The organism is Saccharopolyspora sp. SCSIO 74807 (assembly GCF_037023755.1).
GTDB lineage: Bacteria > Actinomycetota > Actinomycetes > Mycobacteriales > Pseudonocardiaceae > Saccharopolyspora_C > Saccharopolyspora_C galaxeae.
Genome location: NZ_CP146100.1, coordinates 4,885,141 through 4,910,526 on the forward strand (window position 1 = coordinate 4,885,141; position 25,386 = coordinate 4,910,526).

Annotated in this window: 21 protein-coding genes; 5 read left to right on the forward strand and 16 right to left on the reverse strand. The window is 71.7% G+C overall.

What is annotated here, in order from left to right; all coding sequences use genetic code 11:
- Positions 1-18 precede the first annotated feature (18 nt).
- Together V1457_RS22385 and V1457_RS22390 are read left to right on the forward strand one after the other, a co-directional pair.
- Positions 19-1,146: an N-acetylmuramoyl-L-alanine amidase gene (locus V1457_RS22385; RefSeq protein ID WP_338596565.1), complete on the forward strand. Its 1,128-nt coding sequence runs from the start codon at positions 19-21 to the stop codon at positions 1,144-1,146.
- 418 nt (positions 1,147-1,564) lie between these two features.
- Complete coding sequence (locus V1457_RS22390) at positions 1,565-2,779, forward strand: amidohydrolase family protein (RefSeq protein WP_338596567.1); 1,215 nt, start codon at positions 1,565-1,567, stop codon at positions 2,777-2,779.
- On the opposite strand, the gene V1457_RS22395 is transcribed toward V1457_RS22390, so the two are convergent.
- Positions 2,776-5,802, reverse strand: a complete 3,027-nt coding sequence (locus V1457_RS22395) for a glycoside hydrolase family 38 C-terminal domain-containing protein (RefSeq protein ID WP_338596569.1) — start codon at positions 5,800-5,802, stop codon at positions 2,776-2,778. The genes V1457_RS22390 and V1457_RS22395 overlap by 4 nt on opposite strands.
- Before the next feature lie 180 nt (positions 5,803-5,982).
- Between V1457_RS22395 and V1457_RS22400 the strand changes: the two genes are divergently transcribed.
- Complete coding sequence (locus tag V1457_RS22400) at positions 5,983-6,246, forward strand: Prokaryotic metallothionein (protein WP_200072496.1); 264 nt, start codon at positions 5,983-5,985, stop codon at positions 6,244-6,246.
- A 578-nt stretch (positions 6,247-6,824) separates the two neighbouring features.
- Here V1457_RS22400 and V1457_RS22405 read toward each other — a convergent pair.
- The gene (locus V1457_RS22405) at positions 6,825-7,328 is read right to left on the reverse strand and encodes a gamma carbonic anhydrase family protein (RefSeq protein ID WP_338605077.1); all 504 of its coding nucleotides are present in this window, start codon (positions 7,326-7,328) and stop codon (positions 6,825-6,827) included.
- A gap of 239 nt (positions 7,329-7,567) precedes the next feature.
- On the opposite strand from V1457_RS22405, the gene V1457_RS22410 reads away from it, so the two are divergent.
- Positions 7,568-8,077, forward strand: coding sequence for a GNAT family N-acetyltransferase (locus V1457_RS22410; protein WP_295143482.1), 510 nt, complete (start codon positions 7,568-7,570; stop codon positions 8,075-8,077).
- Positions 8,078-8,175: 98 nt separating this feature from the next.
- Here V1457_RS22410 and V1457_RS22415 read toward each other — a convergent pair whose 3' ends face one another.
- The 11 genes from V1457_RS22415 to V1457_RS22465 form a co-directional block, all read right to left on the reverse strand.
- Positions 8,176-9,039 (reverse strand): SAM-dependent methyltransferase, encoded by an 864-nt coding sequence (locus V1457_RS22415; protein WP_338596573.1) that lies wholly within the window; start codon positions 9,037-9,039, stop codon positions 8,176-8,178.
- Between the two features lie 100 nt (positions 9,040-9,139).
- Positions 9,140-9,628, reverse strand: a complete 489-nt coding sequence (locus tag V1457_RS22420) for an STAS domain-containing protein (protein WP_295143478.1) — start codon at positions 9,626-9,628, stop codon at positions 9,140-9,142.
- 226 nt (positions 9,629-9,854) lie between these two features.
- On the reverse strand, positions 9,855-11,813 hold the full coding sequence (locus V1457_RS22425; RefSeq protein WP_338596574.1) for an aconitate hydratase: 1,959 nt from the start codon (positions 11,811-11,813) through the stop codon (positions 9,855-9,857).
- 102 nt (positions 11,814-11,915) lie between these two features.
- The gene (locus tag V1457_RS22430; RefSeq protein WP_338596575.1) at positions 11,916-12,551 is read right to left on the reverse strand and encodes a DUF5701 family protein; all 636 of its coding nucleotides are present in this window, start codon (positions 12,549-12,551) and stop codon (positions 11,916-11,918) included.
- Positions 12,552-12,700: 149 nt separating this feature from the next.
- The gene (locus V1457_RS22435) at positions 12,701-13,960 is read right to left on the reverse strand and encodes a GAF domain-containing protein (RefSeq protein WP_307850242.1); all 1,260 of its coding nucleotides are present in this window, start codon (positions 13,958-13,960) and stop codon (positions 12,701-12,703) included.
- Between the two features lie 225 nt (positions 13,961-14,185).
- Complete coding sequence (locus tag V1457_RS22440; protein ID WP_200072500.1) at positions 14,186-15,280, reverse strand: acetoin dehydrogenase dihydrolipoyllysine-residue acetyltransferase subunit; 1,095 nt, start codon at positions 15,278-15,280, stop codon at positions 14,186-14,188.
- A complete protein-coding gene (locus V1457_RS22445; RefSeq protein ID WP_200072501.1) occupies positions 15,277-16,299 on the reverse strand; it encodes an alpha-ketoacid dehydrogenase subunit beta in 1,023 nt (340 codons plus the stop codon). Before V1457_RS22445 ends, V1457_RS22440 begins: the two co-directional genes overlap by 4 nt.
- A 13-nt stretch (positions 16,300-16,312) precedes the next feature.
- On the reverse strand, positions 16,313-17,308 hold the full coding sequence (locus V1457_RS22450) for a thiamine pyrophosphate-dependent dehydrogenase E1 component subunit alpha (protein WP_338596577.1): 996 nt from the start codon (positions 17,306-17,308) through the stop codon (positions 16,313-16,315).
- A 13-nt stretch (positions 17,309-17,321) separates the two neighbouring features.
- The gene (locus V1457_RS22455) at positions 17,322-18,386 is read right to left on the reverse strand and encodes an ATP-NAD kinase family protein (protein ID WP_200072503.1); all 1,065 of its coding nucleotides are present in this window, start codon (positions 18,384-18,386) and stop codon (positions 17,322-17,324) included.
- A 110-nt stretch (positions 18,387-18,496) separates the two neighbouring features.
- Positions 18,497-20,902, reverse strand: coding sequence for an ATP-dependent Clp protease ATP-binding subunit (locus V1457_RS22460; RefSeq protein ID WP_200072504.1), 2,406 nt, complete (start codon positions 20,900-20,902; stop codon positions 18,497-18,499).
- Positions 20,903-20,959: 57 nt separating this feature from the next.
- Complete coding sequence (locus V1457_RS22465; protein ID WP_338596580.1) at positions 20,960-22,381, reverse strand: MFS transporter; 1,422 nt, start codon at positions 22,379-22,381, stop codon at positions 20,960-20,962.
- Between the two features lie 128 nt (positions 22,382-22,509).
- On the opposite strand from V1457_RS22465, the gene V1457_RS22470 reads away from it, so the two are divergent.
- The gene (locus tag V1457_RS22470) at positions 22,510-22,695 is read left to right on the forward strand and encodes a hypothetical protein (protein ID WP_338596582.1); all 186 of its coding nucleotides are present in this window, start codon (positions 22,510-22,512) and stop codon (positions 22,693-22,695) included.
- Between the two features lie 78 nt (positions 22,696-22,773).
- Here the strand turns inward: V1457_RS22470 and V1457_RS22475 are convergent, their stop codons facing one another.
- The 3 genes from V1457_RS22475 to V1457_RS22485 form a co-directional block, all read right to left on the reverse strand.
- Entirely contained in the window at positions 22,774-23,952 is a 1,179-nt protein-coding gene (locus V1457_RS22475) for a GNAT family N-acetyltransferase (protein ID WP_338596584.1), read from the reverse strand.
- 112 nt (positions 23,953-24,064) lie between these two features.
- Entirely contained in the window at positions 24,065-24,343 is a 279-nt protein-coding gene (locus V1457_RS22480; RefSeq protein ID WP_338596586.1) for a hypothetical protein, read from the reverse strand.
- Between the two features lie 363 nt (positions 24,344-24,706).
- Positions 24,707-25,384 carry a phosphoribosyltransferase gene (locus tag V1457_RS22485; protein ID WP_200072508.1) on the reverse strand — a complete coding sequence of 226 codons (678 nt, stop codon included), beginning with the start codon at positions 25,382-25,384 and terminating at the stop codon, positions 24,707-24,709.
- Positions 25,385-25,386 lie beyond the last annotated feature (2 nt).

The window sequence follows — 25,386 nt, forward strand, 5'->3', positions numbered from 1 at the left end:
CCACTGGGAGGGAACACCATGCCACGCATCCCCGCTGTGCCCCGGCGCACCCTGCTGACCGGGACGTTGGCCGTTACCGCTAGCACTGCCCTGCCCGCTACCGCGCTGTCCGCTAACGAGCCGCCTGCTGCTGGGGCGGGGTTGCCGGTGGCGGCTCCGTCGATCTCGGGAACGTCGGATTGGGACGCCCGCTCGGCCGACGGGAGCATCGAGGTCCTCGACAGCAAGCCGAACAAGATCATCGTGCATCACACCGCGACCGCCAACAGTTCCGACACCTCGCAGTCGCACGCTTTCGAGCTGGCCCGCCAGATCCAGGACTTCCACATGGATTCCAACGGGTGGAGCGACACCGGGCAGAACTTCACCAACACCCGCGGCGGTCATCGGCTCGAGGGCAGGCACAAGAGCCTCGCGGCGCTGCAGGCCGGTGATCAGCACGTGGTGGGTGCGCACGCCGGTGAGCAGAATTCGGTGGCGCTGGGCATCGAGAACGAGGGCACCTACACCAGCGCGTCGGTGCCGGGTGCGTTGTTCGAATCGTTGACCGAGCTGTGCGCCTACATGGTCGCGCAGTACGGCATCGAGGCCGGTGAGATCTACGGGCACCGGGACTTCATGTCCACCGACTGCCCCGGTGACGAGCTCTACGCCAAACTGCCCGAGCTGCGCAGCGCCGTGGCCGCGCGCACGGGGCGTCCCGCGGTGGCGCCGCTGGTGTGGCCGTTGCTGCAACCTGGCGCGGCCGGGCCGCGAGTCACCGCCGCGCAACTGCTGCTGCGCGCTCGCGGTGCCGGGGACGTTCCGGTGGACGGGGTGTTCGGCGCTGCGACTCAGCAGGCCGCCGCGCGGTTCCTGCGCGACCGCGGTTTGACCGGTGCTGCGTGCTCGGGCACCCGTGTGGCCGAGCACGGTGTGTTCGGTGGCACGGCTTGGGCGGCGCTGGCGCCGGTGTTGGCGGTCGACAGTTCTGGGCAGGCGGTGCGTGCCGCGCAGGTGCTGCTGACCGCGCAAGGTCACCACACCGGGCAGGAAACGCGGTTCGGTGCTCGCACGCGCGCAACGGTGCGGGATGTGCAGGCCGCGCACGGGCTCCCGGCCGATGGAGTGCTCGATGAGGCGACGTGGCTGCGGTTGTTGCAGTGATCGCACGCGGCGGTGCCGCCCGGGCGAGTCGGCCCGGGCAGCACCGCGCGGTGCGTTCCAGCGCCTCAGCAGGGGGTGTAGCTCCCCCGGTCCGAGAGCAGGTCGTCGCGGACGAAACCGTAGTGGGTGTCCTTGAACCGCATCCCCAGGTGTTTCAGCGCCCCCCAAGAACGGGACCCATCATTCATTCCGGAATCGGACCGCGACAATAGCTCTTCGGGCTGAAACCGGGGCTACCGCGAAAAGCCGGAAAGGCGGAATTGCGCATTCCGTTCTCGCGGCGCTGCCCGATCAGCTATGCGGCTGCTTGGACGCGGCAGGGCGCGATCGGGCATGGTCGGACGGCGTCGCACCACGATGCGGACGCACCGGGCCGGACTCCCCCGGCATCTCGAGACCTCCGGAGGGATGCGAACCCGTGACCGACCTGCTCCTGCGCTGCGGCAACCTGCTCGACGTCGAATCCGGCGACTACACCGAAGGCGACCTGCTGTGCGCGGACGGCCGCATCGCCGAAACCGGCCGCGGCCTGACCGCGCCGGAGGGCGCGCGGGTCGTGGACCTGGCCGGCGCGACCGTCCTGCCCGGGCTGATCGACGCACACGTGCACGTCACCGCCGCCACCGCCGATCTCGGTGCGCTGCCGTCATGGTCGCCGTCCTACGCCGCCGCGCACGCCGCGCAGATCATGGGGCGGATGCTCGACCGCGGCTTCACCACCGTCCGGGACGCTTCGGGCGCCGATTTCGGGCTGGCCGATGCGCAGGCAGAAGGTCTGGTCCGCGGGCCGCGGCTGATGTTCTGCGGCAAGGCGCTGAGCCAGACCGGCGGGCACGGCGACACCCGCCCGCGCGGCACCCGGGTGCACGACGGGCACTCGTGCTGCGCCGGGCTCGGGCGGATCGCCGACGGCGTGGACGCGGTGCGCGCCGCGGCCCGCGACGAGCTGCGCAAGGGCGCGCACCACATCAAAGTGATGGCGGGCGGCGGAGTGGCCTCGCCGACCGACCGCATCGACTCCACCCAGTATTCGACCGGCGAGCTGCGCGCCATCGCCGAGGAAGCCGCAGCCGCGAACCGCTACGTCGCAGCGCACGCCTACACCGGCCGGTCGGTCAGCCGCGCCCTGCAAGCGGGCATCCGTTCCATCGAGCACGGCAACCTCATCGGTGCGGACAACATCGCCGAATTCCTCGAGCACGAGGCGTTCCTGGTGCCGACCCTGGTGACCTACTGGGCGTTGCAGGCCGAAGGCCGCGATTTCGGCCTGCCGCAGCAGAGCTGGCGGAAAGTCGACGAGGTCCTCGACGCCGGTCTGGCGGCGCTGGAGCTGGCGCACCGCGGTGGCGTGCGGATCGCCTACGGGACCGATCTGCTCGGCGGGATGCACCGGCACCAGAACCAGGAATTCCGGATTCGCGGCGAGGTCCAGCCGCCGCTGGAGATCATCCGTTCGGCCACCAGCACCGCCGCCGAGCTGATCGGCATGCCCGGGCGGCTCGGGACGCTGCGCGCGGGAGCGCTGGCCGATCTGGTGGTGCTCGACGGTGACCCATTGGCCGACATCGGGGTGCTGGCCGACCCGGACAACATCCGCACCGTCGTGCAGCACGGGGTGCTCGTGCGCGGCTAGCGTTCTCGCCGGTCGGCGGCCGGGGTGAGCCGCACGGTGACGATCTCGAACGGCCGCAGCCGCAGCGGGCCGGACAGCAGGTCTTCCGGGCCGGCGTCCTGCAGCGGTCGTTCCAGCAGGTCGGTGCGCGTTGCCGAAGCCACCGGGAACGACGGGCGCACCGTGGCCGCCGCGCGCCCGCCCAGGGACTCGTACATCCGCACCAGCACGTCGCCGGAGCGGTCATCGGCCAGCTTCACCGATTCGATCACCACTGCCGCGGAGTCCACCGTCACCAGCGGTGGCACGCTGTTCCCGCCCGCCACGGCCCGCGCGGGCAGGTTGATGCGGTAGCCCTCCCGCACCGCCTCGGCGATGTCCGCGCCCACCACGAGCCCGTAGCGCAGCCGATGCCGTCCGTGGTCGGTTTCCGGGTCCGGGAACCGCGGCGCCCGCAGCAGTGACAGCCGCACCGTGGTCGTCGTGGCTGCCTCCGGCCCGGTCGATCGGGTGGCTTCGTGGCCGTAGGTGGAGTCGTTGACCACGGCGTGCCCGTAGCCGGTTTCGCCGACGTGCAGCCACCGGTGCGCGCAGATCTCGAACTTCGCCGCGTCCCACGAGGTGTTGGCGTGCGTGGGCCGGTGCACGTGCCCGAACTGCGTCTCGGCGGCCGAGCGATCGGCGTGCACGTCCAGCGGGAAGGCCGCTTTGAGCAGCTTCTCGGATTCGTGCCAGTCCACGTCGGTGTCCACCTCGACGGTGCGTCCCCGCAGGCTCACCCGCTGGATCACCGCGGAGTCCCCGAAACTGCGGGCCACCACTGCCGTGGTGCCGTCGAGTTCGACGCGGTCGACCTCGGTGAGGTCGCGGACCCGGTGCCGGTAGAACTCGTCGACGTCCCACGCGTCCCAGGCATTGGGGTGATCCGGGTGCAGCTGCAGCAGGTTGCCTGCCGCGCCCGCGGCCAGCGCTTCCCGGCCGGATTCCAGATCCAGCACCGAGCTCAGCAGTCCGCGCTCGTCGAGCGTGACCCGCAGCAGACCGTTGTCCAGCACCAGCGCACCGTCCGGTCGTTCGGTGGCGGTGCTGGCCGCGCGCCCGTCGACCGGGCCTGCGCCGAGCGCGGGCACCCCGTCGCGTTCGTGCGGGGCGGCGTTGAACACCACTTCTCCCCCGCCGCCCGCGGCCAGTTCCCGCTGCGCGGCGGTGATCAGCTCGGTCAGCTCGCCGATCACCCGCTGATAGGTCGCCTCGGCCTCGCGGTGCACCCACGCGATCGACGAGCCCGGCAGGATGTCGTGGAACTGGTGCAGCAGCACCGTCTTCCACAACTCGTCGAGCCGTTCGTACGGGTGGTCGCTGCCCAGGCGGATCGCCGCGGTCGCGCACCACAGCTCGGCCTCGCGCAGCAGGTGCTCGCAGCGCCGGTTGCCCTGCTTGGTGCGGGCCTGCGAGGTGTAGGTGCCGCGGTGCAGCTCCAGGTACAGCTCGCCGGACCACACCGCGGGGCCGCGGTGGTCGGCTTCGGCGGCGGTGAAGAACTCCGCAGGGGATTCCAGCCGCACCTTCGGGGAACCTTCCAGCTCGGCGGTGCGGTAGGCGCGCTCGATCATCTCCCGGGTCGGCCCGCCCCCGCCGTCACCGTGCCCGAACGGCACCAGCGAGCGGGTGGCGAAACCGTGCTCGGCGAAGTTGCTGCTGGCGTGGGCGAGTTCGGCGCCGGAAAGCTCGGCGTTGTAGGTGTCGGCGGGCGGGAAGTGGGTGAACACCCGCGTGCCGTCGATGCCTTCCCACCAGAAGGTGTGGTGCGGGAACTTGTTGGTCTGGTTCCAGGAGATCTTCTGGGTCAGAAACCACCGCGAGCCCGACAGCCGCACCAGCTGCGGCAGCGCCGCGCTGTAGCCGAACGAATCCGGCAGCCACACCTCCTCGGTCTCCACCCCGAACTTCTCCAGGAAGAACCGCTTGCCGTGGGCGAACTGCCGCGCCAGCGCCTCCCCGCCGGGCATGTTGGTGTCCGACTCCACCCACATGCCGCCGACCGGCACGAACCGTCCGGCCCGCACCTGCTCGCGCACCCGCTCGAACAGCGCGGGCTGATGGGTTTCCAGCCACGCCAGCTGCTGGGCCTGCGACATGGCGAAGCGCAACTGCGGGTGCTCGCGCATCAGGTCGGTGACGTTGGCGACGGTGCGGGCGATCTTGCGGACCGTTTCCCGCAACGGCCACAGCCACGCCGAGTCGATGTGGGCGTGCCCGACCGCGGAGATCACGTGCGCGCTGGCGTGCGCGGGCCGGGCCAGCACCTCGGCGAGCTCGCCGCGCGCGGCCGGTGCGGTAGCGGCGACGTCGTGCAGGTCGAGCCGGTCGAGCATCCGCTCCAAGGCGCGCAGTATCTCGCCGCGCCGCGGGGAATCCGCGGGCAACTGCCGCATGAGCTGATCGAGCACTTCCGCATCGGCCACCAGCCCGGCCACCGCCTCGTCGCGCACCGCCAGGTCCGCCCGCGCCAGCCGGTACAGCGCGGCACCGTCCGCGCGCCCGCCCAGCCACGGCGGCGGATCACCGAGCCCGGTCGGGCGGAAGTCGTGATCGCCGAGGATCAGCGGGTTCGCGGCGGCCTCGACGAACCACACCTGCCGGTGCCCGGCCTGCTCGCCGCGCAGCGGGATGTGGGCGTTGCGCGGGTTGAGACCCTTGATCGGCACGCCCTCGGCGGTGTGCACGAGCCCTTCGCACTGGAAACCGGGCCGGTCGATGTCGAAACCGAGGTCGACCACCGCCTCGACCGCGGCACCGGCCCAGGCCTGCGGGACGGTGCCGGACAACCGAAACCACGTCGTGCTCCACGGCGGTCCCCACGGCTGCCCGACCGCGGCGGGGGCGTAATCGGCGCGCAACGCCTCCTCGACCGCCACCGGCTCCCCCGGCACGTGCCAGACCGCGGCATCCAGCGGCACCGAACGGGGGTGGATCGCCGGGCGCAGCCGCTCGACCAGCACCCGCTCGAAGCGTCGTTGCACCACGGCGCGATCGTCGTACATGCGATCCCCTCCGGTCGGCAGTGTCGATCAGCCTCGCACAGCGCCGGTGCTCGCGGGATCCACCGATCGCGCAACCGGCCCGTCAGTGCAGGTCACGACGTTCTGCGCCGGGTTGCCGGGGGATGGGCGCGCCCGCATCCTGGTGCCTTCCCCAGAGGTGAACGACATGCGGAGGAAGCAATGGCGACCTGCGAGACCTGCGGTAACGACTACTGGATGAGCTTCGAGGTGCACACCGTCGGCGGCGGCGTGCACACCTTCGACTCGTTCGAGTGCGCCGCGCAGCGGTTGGCGCCGCAATGCGAGCACTGCGGGTGCCGGATCCTCGGACACGGTGCGGAGGTCAACGGCCGGTTCTTCTGCTGCGCGCACTGCGCGCGGGAGTCGGGCATGTCGATGGTCAGCGAAATCCGGGACGCCGTCGGTGCGCACCCAGTGTCATGACGGAACTACCCGCTGTCTAGATTGCATCGTTTCACCCGTGGTTTCGCCGCCGGATCAAACCGCAGACCGTGTTCGTTATCGAGGTGTGACGTAGTCGGTGAAATAACGCCCCGACCAGTGGCGATTACCCAAGTGGCACACCTCGTTGACCCCTTGGACACGCCGGTCCGCAAGGGGATCGGCAGGTGTGGCGGCTGGACCACTACGTAGTGAAGGGATGCCGAAATGGCAGGTCTGGTTCGTTGGCTGGGTGGCATGAATCGCGAGATGGGTCGGGCCCGCACCGTGATGCGGCACCCGCACTCCGCGAGCATGAGCTCGGCCGCCCGTCGCGGTCAGAGCTGAAGGCTCTGTTCGTCAGTCCACAACGACTGAACGTGGCGCAACAAACCGGGTCGCGGACCGGCCACCGACCGCTTGCGGCGGTTCGAGCGCCGGCGAGCACGGTCTGACGCCACCCCAAGTAAGACCCGGGCTCCATTACAACGGGCTTGCTGAATGTGCCGTGGTCCCCGCAGCGGGGCCACGGCACTTCGGTTTTCACAGAGCCTTGCCGCACAGGCCCGCGTTCGCCGCGCTCAGCCTTCCAGCGCCTCGCGGTGTCGCGCGGCGTTGCCGAGGTAGTGCTCGGCCGACAGGCGCAGCCCCGCCTTCTCGTCATCGGTCAGCTCCCGGCGCACCTTGCCCGGCGTGCCCGCCACTAGCGAGCCCGGCGGAACCTCGGTGCCTTCCAGCACCACCGCCCCCGCCGCGATCAGGCTGTTCTCGCCGATCACGGCGCCGTTGAGCACCACCGAACCCATGCCGACCAGGCTGTGATCACCGACCGTGCAGCCGTGCAGCACCGCGCGATGCCCGACCGTCACGCCCGCACCGACCGTGGCCGGAAAGCCCGGATCGGCGTGCACGACGCAGCCGTCCTGGACGTTGCTGCCATCGCCGACGGTGATGTCCTCGTTGTCACCGCGCAGCACCGCGCCGTACCAGACGTTCGCTCCGGCGTGCAGCCGCACGCGGCCGATCAGCGTGCTGCCCGGCGCGGCCCACGCGTCCTCGGCGATCTCGGGCCGATGGCCCTCCATGGCGACGATGCGGACCTCGCCGGCGGCGTCGCCGGTGGATGCTGGCGGGTTCACGGCACCTCCCAAGCTGGCGCGGACACCCGCGCCGGTCGTTTCCCGCAGCACCGTATCCGCACGCGCAGCGAAGATCGCCACCGCCGGTGCGCGAGCCCAGCTGCTCCCGCGGGTGACCGCGAACTTCGCGGTGCCTGCGAGAAATCCTGAAGACCTGCCCCGGCGCGATCAGCGACACTGGCACCGTGGACATCGACATCCGCCGGGCACACGCCGACGAGCTGGCGCTGCTGCCGGGTATCGAGATCGCTTCCGGGGAGTGCTTCCGCGAGATCGGCATGGCCTGGGTCGCCGACGACGACCCGCTGCCGCTGCCCCGGTTGACGGCCGCACACCACCGCGGCGATGTGCGGGTGGCCGCCGCCGCGGCACCGGTGGCGTTCGTGGTGACCGCGCCGCTCGACGACGCCGTGCACATCGAGCAGATCAGCGTGCACCCCGCGCACGCGCGGCGGCGCATCGGCGCGGCGCTGATCGAGCACGTCGCCGAAGCAGCCCGCGCCCAAGGCGCAGCCGCGCTGACCTTGACGACGTTCGGGGACGTCCCGTGGAACGCGCCGTACTACGCACGGCTGGGATTCCGGGAGCTGCCCGCATCGCGGTGCACCGCCGGTCTCGCCGAGCTGACGCGGGAGGAGGCGCGGCGCGGACTCGCCGCGGAGCGGCGGGTGGCGATGCGTCGTGCGTTGCACTGATGCGCCGACCGGAAAGCAGCACGGCGGAATCGTTCGCGCCTCCGCGGCGATGCGAAGGCCAGCGCGCTGCCCAACCCAGGTGTGCCGCTGGGGAAGTCTCAGTGGCTCGCCCGCAGTATGCGGCTGGCGCGCAGCGCCTGGGGCGGTTCGCCCACGAATTCCGCGGAGCCATCGAGGTAACCGGTGATGAGTTCTGCGGCGGAGTGATCATGGACCTCGGTGAGGCCGAGGGAACGCAACTGCGCGGCGATGCCGTCTGGTGTGAAGTAGCTGAACCAGGGTTCGCCGGCAGCGGCCGATCGATTCGCCCGCTCCCGCAGCTGCGCGCCGTCCTCGTCGGTGCTTGCCGGCTGCAGGTAATCGAAAACCACCTCGGCCGGACGGGCCTGCCCGGCGATGTATTCGAGGGTGGCGCGAGCGGTCTCCGGGGTCAGGTAGAAGACCACACCGAGCCACACGAACACGGCCGCATCGGACCGGCTGAATCCGGCGGCGTCCAATTCCGTTGCCAGCGCTTGGGTTTCGAAGTCGACCGGCGCGAAGGTCAACGTCCCGGGGTGGTCGATGCCGGCCGCCGCGAGGCGTTGGCGTTTCCACGCTTGGGTGGCCGGGTGGTCCACCTCGAACACGCGCAGGCCCGGGTGCGGATTGCGGTAGGCGAAGGTGTCCAGGCCGGCGCCGAGGATCACGACCTGCCGCACGCCCGCAGCCACGGCCGCGGCCACCCGGTCTTCGGCGAAGCGGGCGCGAGCGGCGAAGAACAAGCGGCGCGGCCGGTAGATCGCGCCGCTACCGGGGCGATCCTCGGTGGGCTCGGGCAGCTCGGCCAGCTCATCGGCGGTCACGCCGAGCAGACGCGCCGCGAGCGGGTCGGTGAGGATGCGGGGCCGGTCGGCGATCTGGTGAAAAGCACGGGCGTAAGCGGTCGCGAGCGCTGTCCGGCTGGGCCCCTCGTCGTCCATGCTGACGAACCTACTCGGGACCCCGGCGCGGTCATCGTGAACTCGGCCACGCCACGTGCACGATCGAACCGAAAGTTCAGGTTCAGCCGCGAGGGCTGGTTCAGCACCTGCGGCGGAGTTCGGTGACGGCTTCGGCGGTGGTCTCGCGGGAGATGAACCGGTCGGTCAGGCCGGTCAGGCGCATCATCCGCGCCACCGGGCCGGTGCCCGGGACCACGAACATCGGGATCTGCTTGCATTCGGTGCGGCGCTGGGCGTGCAGCAGCATGTCCAGCCCGGCGGTGTTGAAGAAGGTCACCTCCGAGAGGTCCAGCACGATCGCCCGCAGCACCGCCGCGGTCAGCCGTTGCCGGATCAGCTCGGTCAGGCGCGGCACGGCGGCCAGGTCGATCTCCCCGCGCATCCGCACGACCACCACTCCCGGGTCGGGGCGCAGCACGCTCAGCCGCAGCGCCCGGGTGTGCGCGGGAGACCCGGTGATCGGCTCGCTCGCTTCCCGCGGTGCGACGATGGCGCCTCGCTGGGCGGCCGTGGACCGAACGCGCCGCTGGTCGCCGGCAAGCTCGCTGTTGCCGCTGTCAGTGCGCATCAACGTTGCCTCCCTGGGCGCTTGTGCCGTCGCGGCGCGCTCACCCGGGCAGCACCGGGTGACCGGGCCGGATGGGCCTGGACGAAGCCGTGAGGGCGGTCGGCCGTGGGCGCGGAAGCAACCCTGCTCGAGACCGTCGATGCTGGTCACGGGTGCGTCCGCGGCCGGCTGCCGGGCCGCGGTACCTACCGTAGGAGCGCTAGTCCGAGCGCTACAAGCGTTGCCACTAACGTGTGACGACGGAGGGCGAGTCGGCGAGCATGGAGATGACTCCCCCGGCAAGTACGGCCTGCACTTGTCGCTCGGACAGGCTATGACGTGCGGTGATCGTGTTACCGCGAGTGTCGTTACCGATGGTGATGTCGCCGCCGCCGCGCAGCTGCCCCGGCAGGTCCTCGAGCACCAGCACGTCGCCTGCGCAGATCGAGTCGTAGTCGCCGGGGTCGGCGAACCGCAGCGGCAAGATCCCGAAATTGATCAGGTTCTGCCAGTGGATCCGCGCGAACGACTTCGCCAGCACCACCCGCAGCCCGAGATGGCGCGGCGTGATCGCGGCGTGCTCGCGCGAAGAACCCTGCCCGTAGTTGTCGCCGCCGACCACCACGTGCGTGCCCGTCTCGGCGGCCCGCTGCGGATAGGTCTCGTCGAGGCGGGTGAAGGTGAACTCCGAAAGCGCCGGGATGTTCGAGCGCAACGGCAGCGCCCGCGCCCCGGCCGGGGAGATCTCGTCGGTGGAGACGTTGTCCCCGGCCACCAGCAGCACCGGCGCCGCGATCCGCTGCGGCAGCGGATCCAGTTGCGGCAGCGCGGAGATGTTCGGGCCCTTCACCGGCTCGACCTGCTCGGCCTCCTGCTGCGGCGGCGGTTCCACCAGCATCGAGGTGTTCACCGACGCGTGCTCGGGCAACTCGACCTTCGGGTCCAGCCCGAGCCGCGCGGCCAGCTCCCGCGGATCGGTGATCGCCCCCTCCAGCGCGGCCGCGGCCGCGGTCTCCGGCGAGCACAACCACACCGAATCCTCCCGCGTGCCGGATCGGCCGGGGAAGTTGCGCGGGAACGTGCGCAGCGAGTTCTGCCCCACCGCCGGGGCCTGGCCCATGCCGATGCAACCCATGCACCCGGACTGGTGGATCCGCGCGCCCGAGGAGATCAACTCGAAGGTGCCGCCGATGCGGGTCAGATCCTCCAGGATCTCCCGCGAAGTCGGATTCACGTCGAAGCTGACCTCCGGGCGGGTCTGGCGCCCCTGCACCATGCGCGCGGCGATCGCGAAGTCCCGCAGCCCCGGATTCGCCGACGAGCCGATCACCACCTGGCGCACGTCGGTGCCCGCGACCTCGCGCACCGGCACCACGTTGTCCGGCGCGGACGGGCGCGCGATCAGCGGTTCCAGCGCCGAGAGGTCGATCTCGTCGGTGACGTCGTAGTCCGCGCCCTCGTCGGCCCGCCACTCGGTGAAGGCGTGCTCGCGGTCCTCGCCGCGCAGGAACTTCCGCACCGCCTCATCGGCCGGGAACACCGTGGTCGTGGCACCCAGCTCGGCGCCCATGTTCGCGATGACGTGCCGGTCCATCGCCGAAAGATCCGCGAGGCCGGGACCGTGGTACTCGATGATGCGGCCCGCGCCGCCGGAGACCGAGTGCCGCCGCAGCATCTCCAGCACCACGTCCTTGGCCGAAACCCACGGCGGCAGTTCGCCGGTCAGCCGCACACCCCAGACCTCGGGCATCCGCACCCGCAGCGGCTCACCGGCGATGGCCATCGCCACCTCCAGACCGCCCACACCGATCGCTAGCATCCCCAGCGACCCGGCCGCGCACGTGTGCGAATCGGACCCGACCATCGTCTTGCCGGGTTCGCCGAAGCGCTGCATGTGCGTCGGGTGCGACACCCCGTTGCCCGGTTTCGAGAACCACAACCCGTAGCGGCGGCAAGCCGAGCGCAGGAACTCGTGGTCCTCGGCGTTCTTCTCGTCGGCTTGGAGCAGGTTGTGATCGACGTACTGGACGCTGACCTCGGTTCGCGCCCGCGTGAGCCCGAGCGACTCCAGCTCCTGCATCACCAGCGTGCCCGTGGCGTCCTGGGTCAGCGTCTGATCGATGCGCAGCGCGATCTCCGAACCCGGGGTCATCTCGCCGTCGAGCAGGTGCGAGGCGATCAGCTTGTGCGCCAGCGTCCGCGGCATCGCCGGACCTCCTTCACGACCGGGTGCGTTTCCCTAACCGGCGGTCGCCTGCGGCCTACCCCGGCCGTGGTGGCTCGAAACGATCTGTGCCGCGGCGGCGGGTCAGCCGCTGCGGCCCGCGGCGCTGGCGAAGCCGAGCCAGGTGTGCCGGTTGCCGGCCCAGCACCACCCGACCTTCGGCGCGTCGCGGTTGGCCGCACCGTCGCGGCCAGTGCCGTTGCTGATCCAGATCGCCGGGGTCCGCGCGTCCGGCGAACCGCGGAGTCGGTGCTTGCGCGAGGCGATGGTCATGAAGCAGTGGTTGCGTTCGAGCACGTCCGGGCACTGCAGCAGCCAGTGCAGGCCTTCCGCCAGCGTGAGTGGTGTGCGGCCCGCGGCTTCGATCATCGGCAACGCCTCGTTCGGGCTGTATTCGGCCAGGTCGTCGCCGCGGTCGGGGGTTTCGATGCGGTAGGCGGGCGAGTCGGGCAGCCGCACCGAGGGGATCGGGGCGAATTCGTCCACATCGGACATGTCGGTGACCACGAAGCCGTGCTTGCCGCCGAGTTCCACCAGCGGCGCCAGCTTGGAGATCGGTGCGGCGGGCAGCACCAGCAGCGAACCGGGCACTTCGGGCGCGGCGGCTGCGCGTAGTCGTGCTGCGGACACGCCGGCGAGTTCGTGCACGCCGAAGTCGATCAACCGGTCGGCTTGGCGGGCGAGATCGGGCAGCTCGGGCACTGGGTACACTTCGGGCACTGGGCACACCTCCGTGGACGGCCGGACTGGGCGACAACGAACCGGCGCGCGACCGAGTTCCCCGCAGAACGGATTTGCAGCGCCCACCCCACTACCGCCGAGCCCTTGCGCCCCCGAGTCATGTGGCCCGGATCCTGCCGCAGAGCGCCTCAGCGCAATCCCGGTGCCACCGACCCAGGCAGCGCCACCCCGTCATCGGGCAGCAGCACCTGCACCTCGACGGTGAACCGGTACGGCCGGTGCGCCAGCACGCCCGCGAAGTGCCGCCGCAGCCGGGACATCTCCGCGCGGATCGTCACGGTGCGCTCGGCGTCGCCGAACAGGTCCGCGGCCAGCTCGGCCGCCGACCGGCCCCGCGGATGCCGCGCCAGCAGGTAGAGGATCTCGGCGTGGCGCGGCGTCAGCGGCTGGTCCCAGCTGCCGCTCGGGCCGTCGAGCCGCAGCAGCGGCCGGTGCGGTGCGCGCAGATCAAGCTTCGCCTCCGCGGGGCCGGCCGCGGCGTCCGGTTCCAGGCGGATCAGCCAGCCACCGGGCACCGGTTCGCACGCGCACGCGCCGAACGCGGGCAGCCAGGTGCGCTGCCCCGGGTCGTTCGGCAGCAGCACCCGCTCCACCGGGGCGACGCCGCCGGCGGCCGCGACCCACCCGTGCGGGTCGGTGACCAGAGCTTTACCGCCCGCCCCGGCCAGCGCGGGCACCGCCACCGCGCGCAACCGCTCCAGCTCGGCGCGGTGGGCCCGGCCGAGTTCGGACTCGGCCAGCTTCGCCGCCGTCGTGGCCAGCGCCAGCGTGCTCGGGTGCACCGTGCGGATCGGGCCGCTCAGGTCCACCACCCCCAGCACACCGCCGTCGCGCGGATCGCGCACCGGCGCGGCCGCACACGTCCACGGGTGGTGGCTGCGCAGGAAGTGCTCGGCCGAATACACCTGCACCGGGTGGCGCACCACCAGCGCGGTGCCGATCGCGTTGGTGCCCACGGTGCGCTCGGCCCAGTCCGAGCCGGGCACGAAGCCGAGCCGGTCGGCCTGCTTGCGCACCTGCGGGCTGCCCTCGCGCCACAGCACCCGCCCGTCGCCGTCGGCCAGCACCATGATCGTGGCCGACTGCTCGGCGATCGCGGCCAGACTCGCCCGCAGCGTTTCCAGCAGCTCCGGCAGCCGGAACCGTTCGCGGCGCAGGGTCAGCTCGCCTTCGTCGAGCAGCCGCACCTGCCGCGCACGGTCGGGGTCCATGCCCGCGCCCAGCAGCCGCTTCCAGGAATTGCCGATCACCCGGCGGGGGCGGCGTCGCGGGCGGCTGCCGGAGAACGCGTCGGCGTGCATCCGAGCTAGTTCGCGGGCATAGCCCCGGGGGTCGGCACCTGCCGGGACGGCGGTTTCCAAGGCGTCGGTGCTCTCGTCAGTGCGCACGGGTTCGCTCCTCACGCATTCGCCCCAGTGTGCTGCGCCACACCGCGGCGGTAAACCGTGCGCGGGCTTTCACTTCGGTGCCCGGTCGCCCGGCTACGCACCGAACCAGCCGGTGCGCGTGGCCTTGAGCGCGTCGGCTGGTGTTTCGCGTTGTCGACGTGTTCCCGGCCGCGCAGCAGCGGGGCCCGGCCGCGGGGAAGCGGCCGGGCCCCGAGTGCGGATTGCTCAGCCCGGCAGGTGCGCCAGCACGGCGTCGCGGACTTCGCCCGGGTTTTCCATGTGCAGCATGTGCCCGGCCGCGTCGACCACCCGCACCGAATCCTGTTGCGGCACCGGCAGGATCGCGTCGTCGCGGCCCCACAGCACCGTGACCGGTGCCTGCACCGAAGCCAGCAGCCCGGCGGTGTCGATGGCCTGGCTGTCACCGTCGAGCAGCGTGGCCTGCAGCGCCTCCAGCGCCGCGGTGACCCCGTCGAGGCGCTTGTACTTCAGCAGGTCGTCGACCAGCCGCCGGGTGACCTGCTCCGGGTCCGCGAACAGCTTCGCCACCTGCGGTTTGAGCTCGCGCCGCGAGTTGGCCGCCGCGAACGAGCGCAGGAACTCCGCGTCGATGCCGGCGGTGAACCCGGCCGGGGCGACCAGTGTCAGCGAACTGACCCGCTGCCCCGCGGTGGCCGCGAGCTGCGCGGCCACCGCCCCGCCGAGCGAATGCCCGACCACGTGCGCACTGCCGATGCCGCGCGCGTCCAGGTAGCCCAGCACCACATCGGCCAGCGTGGACAGCCCGGCATCGCCGACGTCCTTGACCGACTCGCCGTGCCCGGGCAGGTCGATCGCGTGCACCGTGGCCCGCGCCGAGAGCGGCTCCTGCACGAACAGCCACGAGTTCTTGTCGCCGCCGTAGCCGTGCACCAGCACCACCGGCTCGGGTGCGTCCCCGAGCACGGCCGCGGCGATCTTGCGGCCGCCGACCTCGACGGTGTCGATGCGCGGCCCGGTCTCCTCGGCGACCTCCCCGGACGCCAGCTGCTCACGCGCCTCGGTGACCGCCGCGTCGATCTCCTCGGCGCCGACCTCGGCCGGGGCCACGATCGCGATCGTGCCGCTGACCGGCACGTCCTGGCCGGCCTCGGCCACGATCGCGCGCAGCACACCGTCCTGAGTGGACTCCAAAGTGCCTGCGATCTTGTCGGTTTCGATCTCGGCGAGGTCCATGCCGTCGCGGACCGAATCGCCCTCGGCCACCAGCCACTCGGTGATCTTGCCCTGGCTCATCGACAGGCCCCACTTGGGCATGACCACCCGCTGGATCTCGCTCATGCACGGCTCCCCTCGTAGCTCGCGGTGGTTTTGACGGCGTTGGCGACCCGCTGCGCGTCCGGGACGTAGAGGTCTTCCAGCGCGTCGCTGAACGGCACCGGCGTGTGCGGGGCGGTGACCATCTCGATCGGCGCCCGCAACGCCCCGAACGCCTCCTTGGCCACCGTCGCGGAGATGTCGGCGGCCACGCTGCAGCGCGGCGTGGCCTCGTCGACCACCACCAGCCGGCCGGTGGACTCCACGCTCTCTAAGATCGTGTCGGTGTCCAGCGGGCTGATCGTGCGCGGATCCAGCACGTCGCAGGAGATGCCGTCGCCCGCGAGCTGGTCGGCGGCCTGCTCGGCGACCTGCACCATCCGCCCGATCGCCACCACCGTGACGTCCTCGCCCTCGCGCACGACGTTCGCTTCGCCGAACGGCAGCGCGTAGCTGTCCTCCGGCACCTCACCGGAGACCTCGTACATCGCCTTGTGCTCGCAGAAGATCACCGGGTCGTCGTCGCGGATCGCCGCGGTCATCAACCCCTTGGCGTCGTACGGCGAGGACGGCACCGCCACCTTCAACCCCGGGATGTGGGTGAAGATCGAGTACAGCGCCTGGGAGTGCTGCGCCGCCGCGCGCAGCCCGGCGCCGTACATGGTGCGGATGGTCACCGGCGTGACCGCCTTGCCGCCGAACATGTAGCGGAACTTCGCCGCCTGGTTGTAGATCTGGTCGAAGCACACGCCCAGGAAGTCGATGAACATCAGCTCCGCCACCGGCCGCAGCCCGCGGGTGGCCGCGCCGATCGCGGCACCGACGAACGCCGACTCGGTGATCGGGGTGTCCAGCACCCGGCCGGGGAACTGGTCGAACAGCCCCTTGGTCACCCCCATCACTCCGCCCCAGGCGTCGTCGGCGCCCGGCGCGCCCGCGCCACCTGCGTTGTCCTCGCCCATCACCACGACCCGCTCGTCGCGGCGCATCTCCTGCAGCAACGCCTCGCTGATCGCTTCGCGGTAGTTGATCGTGCGTGCCATGCCCGGGCCTCCTTCAGAACGAGACGTAGACGTCGGTGGTCAGCTCCGCCGCGGTCGGTTTCGGCGCCGAGCGGGCCGCGGTGACCGAGTCCTCGATCAGGGCCGCCACCTCGGAATCCACCGCGTCAAGTTCCGATCCGGCCAGCAGGGCCTGGCCGAGCACGTGCTCGCGGAACCGCAGCAGGCAGTCGGAGTGCTTCTTCGCCTCGGCGACCTCACCGGCCCGGTACGCCTGCCCGTCGCCTTCGAAGTGCCCGTAGTAGCGGGTGAACTTCACTTCCAGCAGCGTCGGCCCGCCGCCCTCGCGCGCCCGCGCCACGGCCTCGGCGGCGGCCTCGTGCACCGCGAAGAAGTCGAACCCGTCCACGATCACCCCGGGCATCCCGAACCCGGCGGCGCGATCGGCGATGTTGTCCGAGGACACCGACCAGCCACTGGCGGTCGCCTCGGCGTAGCCGTTGTTCTCGGCCACGAACAGCGCGGGCAGGTTCCACACCGACGCGAGGTTCATCGCCTCCAGCGTGGTGCCCTGGTTGCTGGCGCCGTCACCGAAGAACGCGACGCTGACCGCGCCGTTGCCGGCCAGCTTGCCCGCCAGCGCGGTGCCGCAGATCAGCGGCGGGCCGCCGCCGACGATGCCGTTGGCCCCGAGCATTCCCTTGCTCAGGTCCGCGATGTGCATCGAGCCGCCCTTGCCGTTGCACGTGCCGGTGGAGCGGCCGAAGATCTCGGCCATCATCGACTTCGGGTCCACGCCCTTGGCGATGCAGTGCCCGTGCCCGCGGTGCGTGCTGGCGATCGAGTCCCGGTCGTCGAGGTGGCTGCACACCCCGGTCGCCGAAGCCTCCTCACCGGCGTAGAGGTGCACGAAACCCGGGATGTCGCCGGTCGCGAACTCGTCGTGCACCCGATCCTCGAACGCGCGGATGGTGCGCATCGTGCGATACGCCCGCAGCAGCCCCGCTTCGTCCAACGCGTCCGGAGCGGGTTCGGCCATGGTGTCGGTCATCGCCGCATCTCCTTCACAACTCGTGCGCGCCCGCGACCGGGCGCGTCCCGGAATCCTTGGCCGCGCCACCGCGCAGCAACCCCTCGGCCGACGCGCGCGCCAGCACCGCGCGCACGTCCACGCACCGCGGCCCGTCCGCGCTCAACGTCACCGTCGGCGCGGTGCGCGGGCCGAACTCCACTTCCCGTTCCCCGTCCACCGCGATCACCCCGCGCGAGGCGGTGATCGGCACCGTCTCGCCCTCGGCCAGCCGACGGCAGGAGGCCACGCCGACCTCGCGCACCAGGCCCGGCGCCAGCGGCGCCCGCACCACGCACTCGGCCGCGGGATCCAGCCGCAACGCCACCCCGTCCGGATCCGAGCGGGCGCTCGGCGCCAGCAACCCGGCCACACTGGACAGACCCACCGCGTCCGGTTCGGCGAAGGTGCAGAACAACTCCGAGAGCTCCGCGGGATCCCACACCGCACGAGCCCCCACCCGCCCGGCCTGCGAGACCGCCACATCCACCAGCGCAGGCTCACAACGGTTCCCGGCCCGCACCCGCAGCACACTCGCCCTTCGGGTCACCGCCTCGGCATCGACCGCGCCGGTGGCGACCAGTCCCGCCGCCAAGCCCGCGACCGTCGCCTCGCGCAACTGCGGGAACACGTTGTTGGTGCCGGTCGACAACGCCAGCAGCGGAACCTGCCCGCACGCCCCGGCGGCGACCCGCGCCGTACCGTCCCCGCCCAGGCAGATCACGACCCCGGCACCGGCCTCGACCATCGCCCGCACGGCGGTGACGGTGTCCGCGGCGGTCTCGGTGAGCCGATCCTGCTCGCAGAACCGCACATCCGGCCACGGCGCGTCCCGGCCCGGCCGCAACCGGCGCCCCGCGCGCAGCACCTCAGCGGAAATACCGCCGAGATCGGTCGAAACCAGCGCACGATCCACCCCGGCCGAATGCAACGCCGAGAGCAAGCGCTGCACCATGTTCGCCTTCTCCGCGGTCGGGAACACCGACGCGCGCGCCACCAACCGGCGAACATCCCGCCCGGACAGCGGGTTGGCGACGATGCCTGCGACCGCGTCGGCCACCGCGTTCCTCCTCGAACCGCACGGCGTGACGCGAACCACTGTCCGGCCGCGGGCGGTCGCGAAGGAAGGGTTGCAAGGGGTTGCAGCACCCCTCTCACCCGTTCAGGCGGTCACCCCGGGGTGCGCTGCGCAGGTGCGGCGTGGCGGCCGCCGGCCGCGCCGTCCCGCGCCGAGGACACGTGCAGCGACAACTCGCCGCCGAGGACCTCCACCAGCACCTCGCTGCCCTCCGAGAGCGAGCCCTCCAGCAGCAGCGAGGCCAGCCGGGTGTCGAGTTCGCGCTGGATCACCCGCCGCAGCGGCCGCGCCCCGAACTCCCGCGCCGAACCGCGCTCGCACAGCCACGACACCGCCGACGGGCTCACCTCCAGCCGCACCCCTTGCGCGGCCAGCTGCGCCGAAGTGCGCTCCAGCAGCAACGAGGCGATCTCGGACAACTCCGCCTCGCCCAGCCCGCGGAACACCGTCACCTCGTCGACCCGGTTGAGGAACTCCGGGCGGAAGAACCCGCGCAACTCCTCCTGCAACGCAGCAGCGACCTCCGCGGCGTCCCCGCCCGCGTCGAGCACCCGCTCGGAACCCAGGTTCGAGGTCATGATGAGCACGGTGTGCCGGAAATCCACCGCGCGGCCCTGTGAATCGGTCAACCGGCCCGCATCCAGCACCTGCAGCAACGTGTTGAACACGTCCGGATGGGCCTTTTCCACCTCGTCGAGCAGCACCACCGAATACGGCTGGCGCCGAACCCGCTCGGTCAACTGCCCCGCCTCGCCGTAGCCGACATAACCGGGCGGCGCGCCGATCAGCCGCGAGACGGTGTGCTTGTCCTGGAACTCCCCCATGTCGAAGCGCACCATCCGCTCGGCATCGCCGAACAACGCCCGCGCCAGCGCCCGCGCCAACTCGGTCTTGCCCACCCCGGTCGGGCCCAGGAACAGGAAGCTCCCGATCGGCCGCTCCGGGTCGGCCAGTCCCGCGCGGGCGCGGCGCACCGCCTCGGCCACCGACCGCACCGCCGCGTCCTGGCCGACGACCCGCTCCCGCAGCCGCTGCTCCAGATCCAGCAGCCTGCGCCGGTCGGCCACCGACACGTCCGCGACCGGGATGCCGGTGCGCCGCGCGACCACCTCGGCCACGTCGGCGGCAGCCACCAGCGGCTCCGGTGACCAGCCCGTCGCCTTGCCTGCGCCCGCCCCTTTGTGCGAGTCCGCCCCCTTGTGCGTGCCACGCTGCATCCGCACCCGCGAGCACGCCTGATCCAGCAGATCCACCGCCTTGTCCGGCAGGAACCGCTCGGTCAGGTAGCGGTCCGAAAGCTGCGCGGCCGCCTCCAGCGCCTCCTCTGCGACCCGCACCCGGTGATGGTGCTGGTACTTGCGCGAGACACCGCGCAGCACCGCGACCGTCTCCGGCACCGACGGCTCCGGCACCGCGATCGGCTGGAACCGGCGCTCCAGCGCCGGGTCCTTGTCCACGTGCTTGCGGTACTCCTCCACCGTGGTCGCACCGATCAGGTGCAGCTCACCGCGGGCCAGCGCGGGCTTGAGCATGGTGCCCGCGTCCATCGAACCCTCACCGGCACCGGCGCCGACGATGCTGTGCAGCTCGTCGATGAACACCACGACCTCGTCGCGGTGCGTGCGCAGCTCGGTGAGCACGTCGCGGAACCGCTGCTCGAACTCCCCGCGGAACTTCGCGCCCGCGACCATGCCCGCCAGATCCAGCGACACCAGCCGCTTGCCCGCCAGCGGCCACGGCACCTGCCGATCCACGATGCGCTGCGCCAGGCCCTCCACCAGCGCCGTCTTGCCCACGCCCGGGTCGCCGACGAACACCGGATTGTTCTTCGAGCGCCGCCCCAGCACCTCCACGGCCTGGTCGATCTCCTCGCCGCGGCCGATGACCGGGTCGAGCCTGCCGTCGCGGGCCAGTTCGGTCATGTCCAGCCCGAACTCGTCGAGCTTCGGCGTCGCGCCCAGCACCGGCGCGCGGCCCCGCGGCCGCTCGCCCTGCTCCATCGCCCGCGCCAGCGCGCGCCCGGCCACCGACTCCGGTTCCTTCGCCAGCCCCAGCAGCACGTGCCGGGCACCGACGACCTCCACGCCCTCCCCCAGCGCGGCCTGGTGCGCCCCCAGCAGCGCCCGCCGCGCCGACGACGACAGCACCGGCGACCGGCGCGACCCGCCGGCGACGGCGTCGACGGTGCCCGCCACCGTGCGCACCCCGGTCGCCAGGTCCTCGACCCGCACGCCCGAATCCGCCAGCATCTCCGCGGTCGGGCGCACCTGCGTGACCGCCCACAGCAGGTGCGTGCTGTCGAGCTCGCGGCTGCCCCAGTCCACCGTCGCCCGGATCGCCTTCGAGACCACGTCGTGCGCCTCGGGATCCAGCAGGTTCGACAGGCCCAGCCCCGGCGAGCCCGCACCGGCCTGCCGCTGCGCCCCACCGCCCTCGACCAGGCTGTTGAGCAGCGAATCGAAGGCGGCGGAGGAATCACCGACACTGCCCCGGTCCACCGGCTCACCTCCACACCGGCGGGCATCGGCCGTGCCCGCGTCAAACCGTCATTGTGATCAACACTCTCCAGCATGCGGCATGCGCCCGCCGCGGCGACGACCGGCCAGCCATTCCAGCAGCGCGCCCACCAGCAGCGCCGCGCTGATCACGACCACGACCGTACCCAGCCGGTGCAGCCCGGCATCAGCCGCAGGCCCGGCGAAGCCGAGTTCGATCACGGCCGCGGCGATGTTCGCCCCCACGTACTGCGACGTGCGGTACAGCCCGGAGGCCATGCCCGCGTCCCCGGCCTCGGCCTGGCGGTACATCGCGGCCTGGTTGCCGATGTTGTTGAACCCGTTCGGCACCCCCAGCACCGCCGCGACCGCCAGCAGCAGCACCAGACCGCTGCTCGACTGCGTCACGGCCAGGCCCGCCCCGCCTGCCGCCAGCGCCACCGAACCGATCACCAGCACCGGCCGATAGCCGGAGCCGCCGATCATCCGTCCGGCCAGTGCGACCGAGGCCATCGCCACCAGCGCGATCGGCAGCACCACCAGCCCGGCCTGATCCGCGCTGAACCCCCGCGCGCCCTGCAACCACATCGGATAGCCGTAGAAGACCACGTAGAACGCGACATAGGTCAGCGCCGTGCGCAGATAGGTGCGGGTCAACGGGCGATTCCGCGCCAGCATCCGCACGTCCACGAACGGCCGCGCCACGCGCGACTCCAGCACCGCGAACCCGGTCGCCAGCACCGCCAGCACTCCCAGCAACCACCAGGTGGGGCTGCCGGCCAGCGACAGCAAGAACACCATCAGCACCGCGATGCAGCCGATGAACAGCCCCGCCCCCGGCAGGTCCAAGCTGCGCAGCACCGCGCGCGGAGATTCCGCGGTGGCCTCCCGCGGCTGGTCGGCGGGCAGGTGAATCCACGCCAGCACGGCCACCGCGAGCCCCAGCGGCACGTTCACCAGGAAGATCGCCTGCCAGCCCCACCACGACACCAGCACCCCGCCGAACACCGGTCCGAACGCGATCATCACCTGCCCGGCGATGGCCAGCGCGCTGAGCGCATCGGCGGGCAGCGCCATGCCGCGGCGATCCGCCTCGGCCCGCAGCATCGCCACCCCGGACGGGAACGCCGCGCACGTGCCCAGCCCCAGCAGCATCCGGAACGCGATCAGCCAGCCCAGGTCCGGCGCCAGCGGCGCCAGCAGCGAGGTGAGCACGGTGATCGCCAGCGACACCAGGAAAACCCGCCGCGGCCCGGCCCGGTCGGCCAGCCGGCCAGCCGTGGGCGAGCCGACCGCGGTGGCCAGGTACAACCCGGAGATCAGCCAGGAAGCCGCCGCTCCGGCGTCGAAGTCGTCGCGGATGTCGACCATCGCCACGGCCATCGTGGAGGCGTTGAGCGCCTGCAGCACCGAACCGAACGCGATGGTGAACACGAACGCCCGGGGCAGGCGCTGGGTGGTGGAGCTGCGGACGGAGGTCACATCCGCTCAGCCTAGTTCGTTAGATTCGCTAACTTCAAAATCGCTCGGGATCGCGGACCACGGCCGCCCGTGATTCAACGCAGCCTCGTGCGGGTAGGGGCCGGGCACACCCCCGGAAAGGAGGACCGATGCAACGCGGCAGCGACAAGCACGGGCCCGGGCAGGACGACGCCTTGGAGAAGGAGATGCAGGGCCTGCTGCAGGGGGATCACCCCACTCGTGCCGAAGAGGCGCTCGACGCCGAACCGCCCGCCGACGACGATCGGGAGTCGCTGCGCCCCGAACCACCCGAACCCGGCGACGAACCGGGCTGAGAGAGCCGGGATCGCGCCCATCCACGCGGGTGGGCGCGATCCCGGTGCCTTTCCGGAACGAGATCGCAGCAGACGGCCTCAGTACAGCGGGAAGGCCCAACCGCCCGGATAGAACGGCTCCCGGTCCCAGGCGAAAGCAGCCGAGGTGAGCCGCAACGCACCAGGGCTGCGCTCTTCGACCAGTCCGGCGGCACCGAGCGAAACCAGTCTGGTGCCACCAAGGAACGCCGCGGCCAGCTCGGCGCTGCTCATCCGCAGGTCGGCCGGATCTTCGGTGCGCGTGCACGCGACCCCGTCCGTCCCGGCCCGCAGCCGGTACCGCCCCTCGTTCCACGGGCAGAACCGGTCGGTCACCTCCAGCACCACATCCAGCGGCACCGCATACCGGCGCGCGCCGAGAGCGCGATCGACGTCGACGAGCCGGACCCACAACCGATCGACCGGCGCGGAAACCACGGCCCGCGGATCCACCAGCAGGTGCGGCAGCGGGTCGTCCACCGCGACCTCGCAGTCGATCCAGCGCACCAGATCGATCCCGGCGAGGAATCGCCACAACGCGGCGTGCGCCTGCCGCGAGACCGCCGCGAGCTCCACCACCTGCACCACCGCGGATGCGTCCGGATCAACGGCGTGCCGGTAGAGGACATATCCGCTGACCTCGCCGTCCGGCTCGTGATGCAGCGCGAACCGAAGGGTGCTCGCAGCGGCGCGGGCCTGCGGCTGGTCGAAGAGCCGGACGTCCCAATGCGCCCGGGTCCTTCGCGGCCAGCCGACCGTAGCGGCGCTCGCCCGCTCGTAGACCTCTTCGATCCGGGCTCGGGCCTGCTCGCGATGGCACAACCGGACCTGACCGCACCCGGAATCCACCCCGTCCCGGAACACCATCGAACGCCGCAGGCAACGGATCTGATCGCCGCGCGTCGCGGGCCCGTAGCCGTAGCGCCCGTAGATGCCGGCTTCGGACGGCCGCAGCACGGCGACCGGCTCCCGCCGCTGCTCGTGCAGTTCAGTGAACTGCCTCCGCATGATCGAGGTCAGAATGCCCCGACGACGATGAGTGGGTGCCACACCGACCGAGGCGATCCCGGCCACCGGCAGCACCGCACCGGGCCCGGTCAGCGCGCGCCGGTAGATCGAGGCACCCGCGATCGGCGTCCCGGAGTCGAACGCGGCCAGCGTGCGGTCCAGTTCGGTGGCGGCGCGCTGGCCGGTGATCTCCTGCTCGCAGCGGTCGGCGCCGTAGGTGTCGGCGATCATGCGCGTTCACGGGGCGAATTCGGCCTCGGTCACCGGGCGCAGCGGATACGGTTCGCGCACCGGGCACTGTGTAGTGCACCCGCCGCTGCGCCGCGATCGATTTTTCGCCGGCTCACCGCTCAGCGGCGGCGACCGCTTCGGCCAGCCGAGCCAGTTCCCGGCCGACGTGCGCCAGGCGGTCGCCGACCGCGCCGGCGTGCCCGGTCAGCGCACCCGCGTGCCCGGCCGCTCGCAGCCAGTCGTTGACGCCCGCCAGTCCTTCGGCCATCCCGTCGACGGTGGTGGCGAAGCCGCGGGTGACCTGTTCGATCTCGGAGACGGAGTGCGGTACGCCCGGATCGCGCAGCCGCGCGCCGAGTTGCAGCGCCGCTTGCCCCACTTGCTCGGCCACCTCCGCGGTGTAGGCACCGCCATCGGTGCCGCGTGATCGATCGGCCGTGGAAGGCCGCGGTGGAGCGGACTGCGCAGCGGCGTCATCGGAGCGGCTCATAACCGCTCAGCCAACCCGACTCGGGCGGTGTGGGCCACACGATCGAGGTAGAAGATCGCCGAGCGGTGGTCAAGAACACCCGATTCCCGCACAACCTCCCCACTCCGTTGCGCATTGCGCACTCTCGCTTCGTTGCTTTTTCTCGTGAGGTTCGAAGTCGGGCGTGATGCCGGAGGCTTGATTTCGGGCGACACTGAAATCAGCGAGGCAATTAACAGTTAGAAACGCGAGTCGACGAACTTGTCCCTCGGGTTCTTCAGCGGCCTAGCCGCCGGACGTTCCCCGCCCGGCATCCACCTCGCCGAGGATCCGCAGGATCTCCTCGTCAGTGGTCTCCCGGAAAGTGCCGTACCACTGCCCCACCGCGGCGAAATCCACCGGCTGCAGCACGCACAGCACCTCGTCGGCCTCCTGGCGCAACGCCTTGACCGCGTCCGGGGCGCCGACCGGCACGGCCAGCAGGATGCTGCGCGGGTCCGACTCCCGGATCATGCGCAGCGCCGCACGGGCGGTCGCGCCGGTGGCCAGACCGTCGTCGACCAGCACCACGTCCCGGCCGGTCAGCCGCGGTGGCGCACCTTGGCCGAACCGTTCCTCGCGGCTTCGGGCCTCGGCGCGCTCCCGCTCGCGGTCCTGCGCCAGCTCGGCCTGCTCCAGGTGGAAGGTGCGCAGCAACCGCTCGTCGTAGGTGGCCGGGCCGTGCGCGGTCACCGCGCCCAGCGCCAGCTCCGGCTGGCCCGGCGCGCCGATCTTGCGGGCCACGGTGACCCGCAGCGGTGCCGCCAGCGCACGCGCCACTTCAGCGGCGACCGGTACGCCGCCGCGGGCCAGCCCCAGCACCACCGGATCGGCCAGGTTCCGCTCGGTCACCTTCCCGGCCAGCACCCGGCCGGCGTGCCTGCGGTCCCGGTAGCTCTCGGTCCGCGCGCCGATGCCCGGCATCG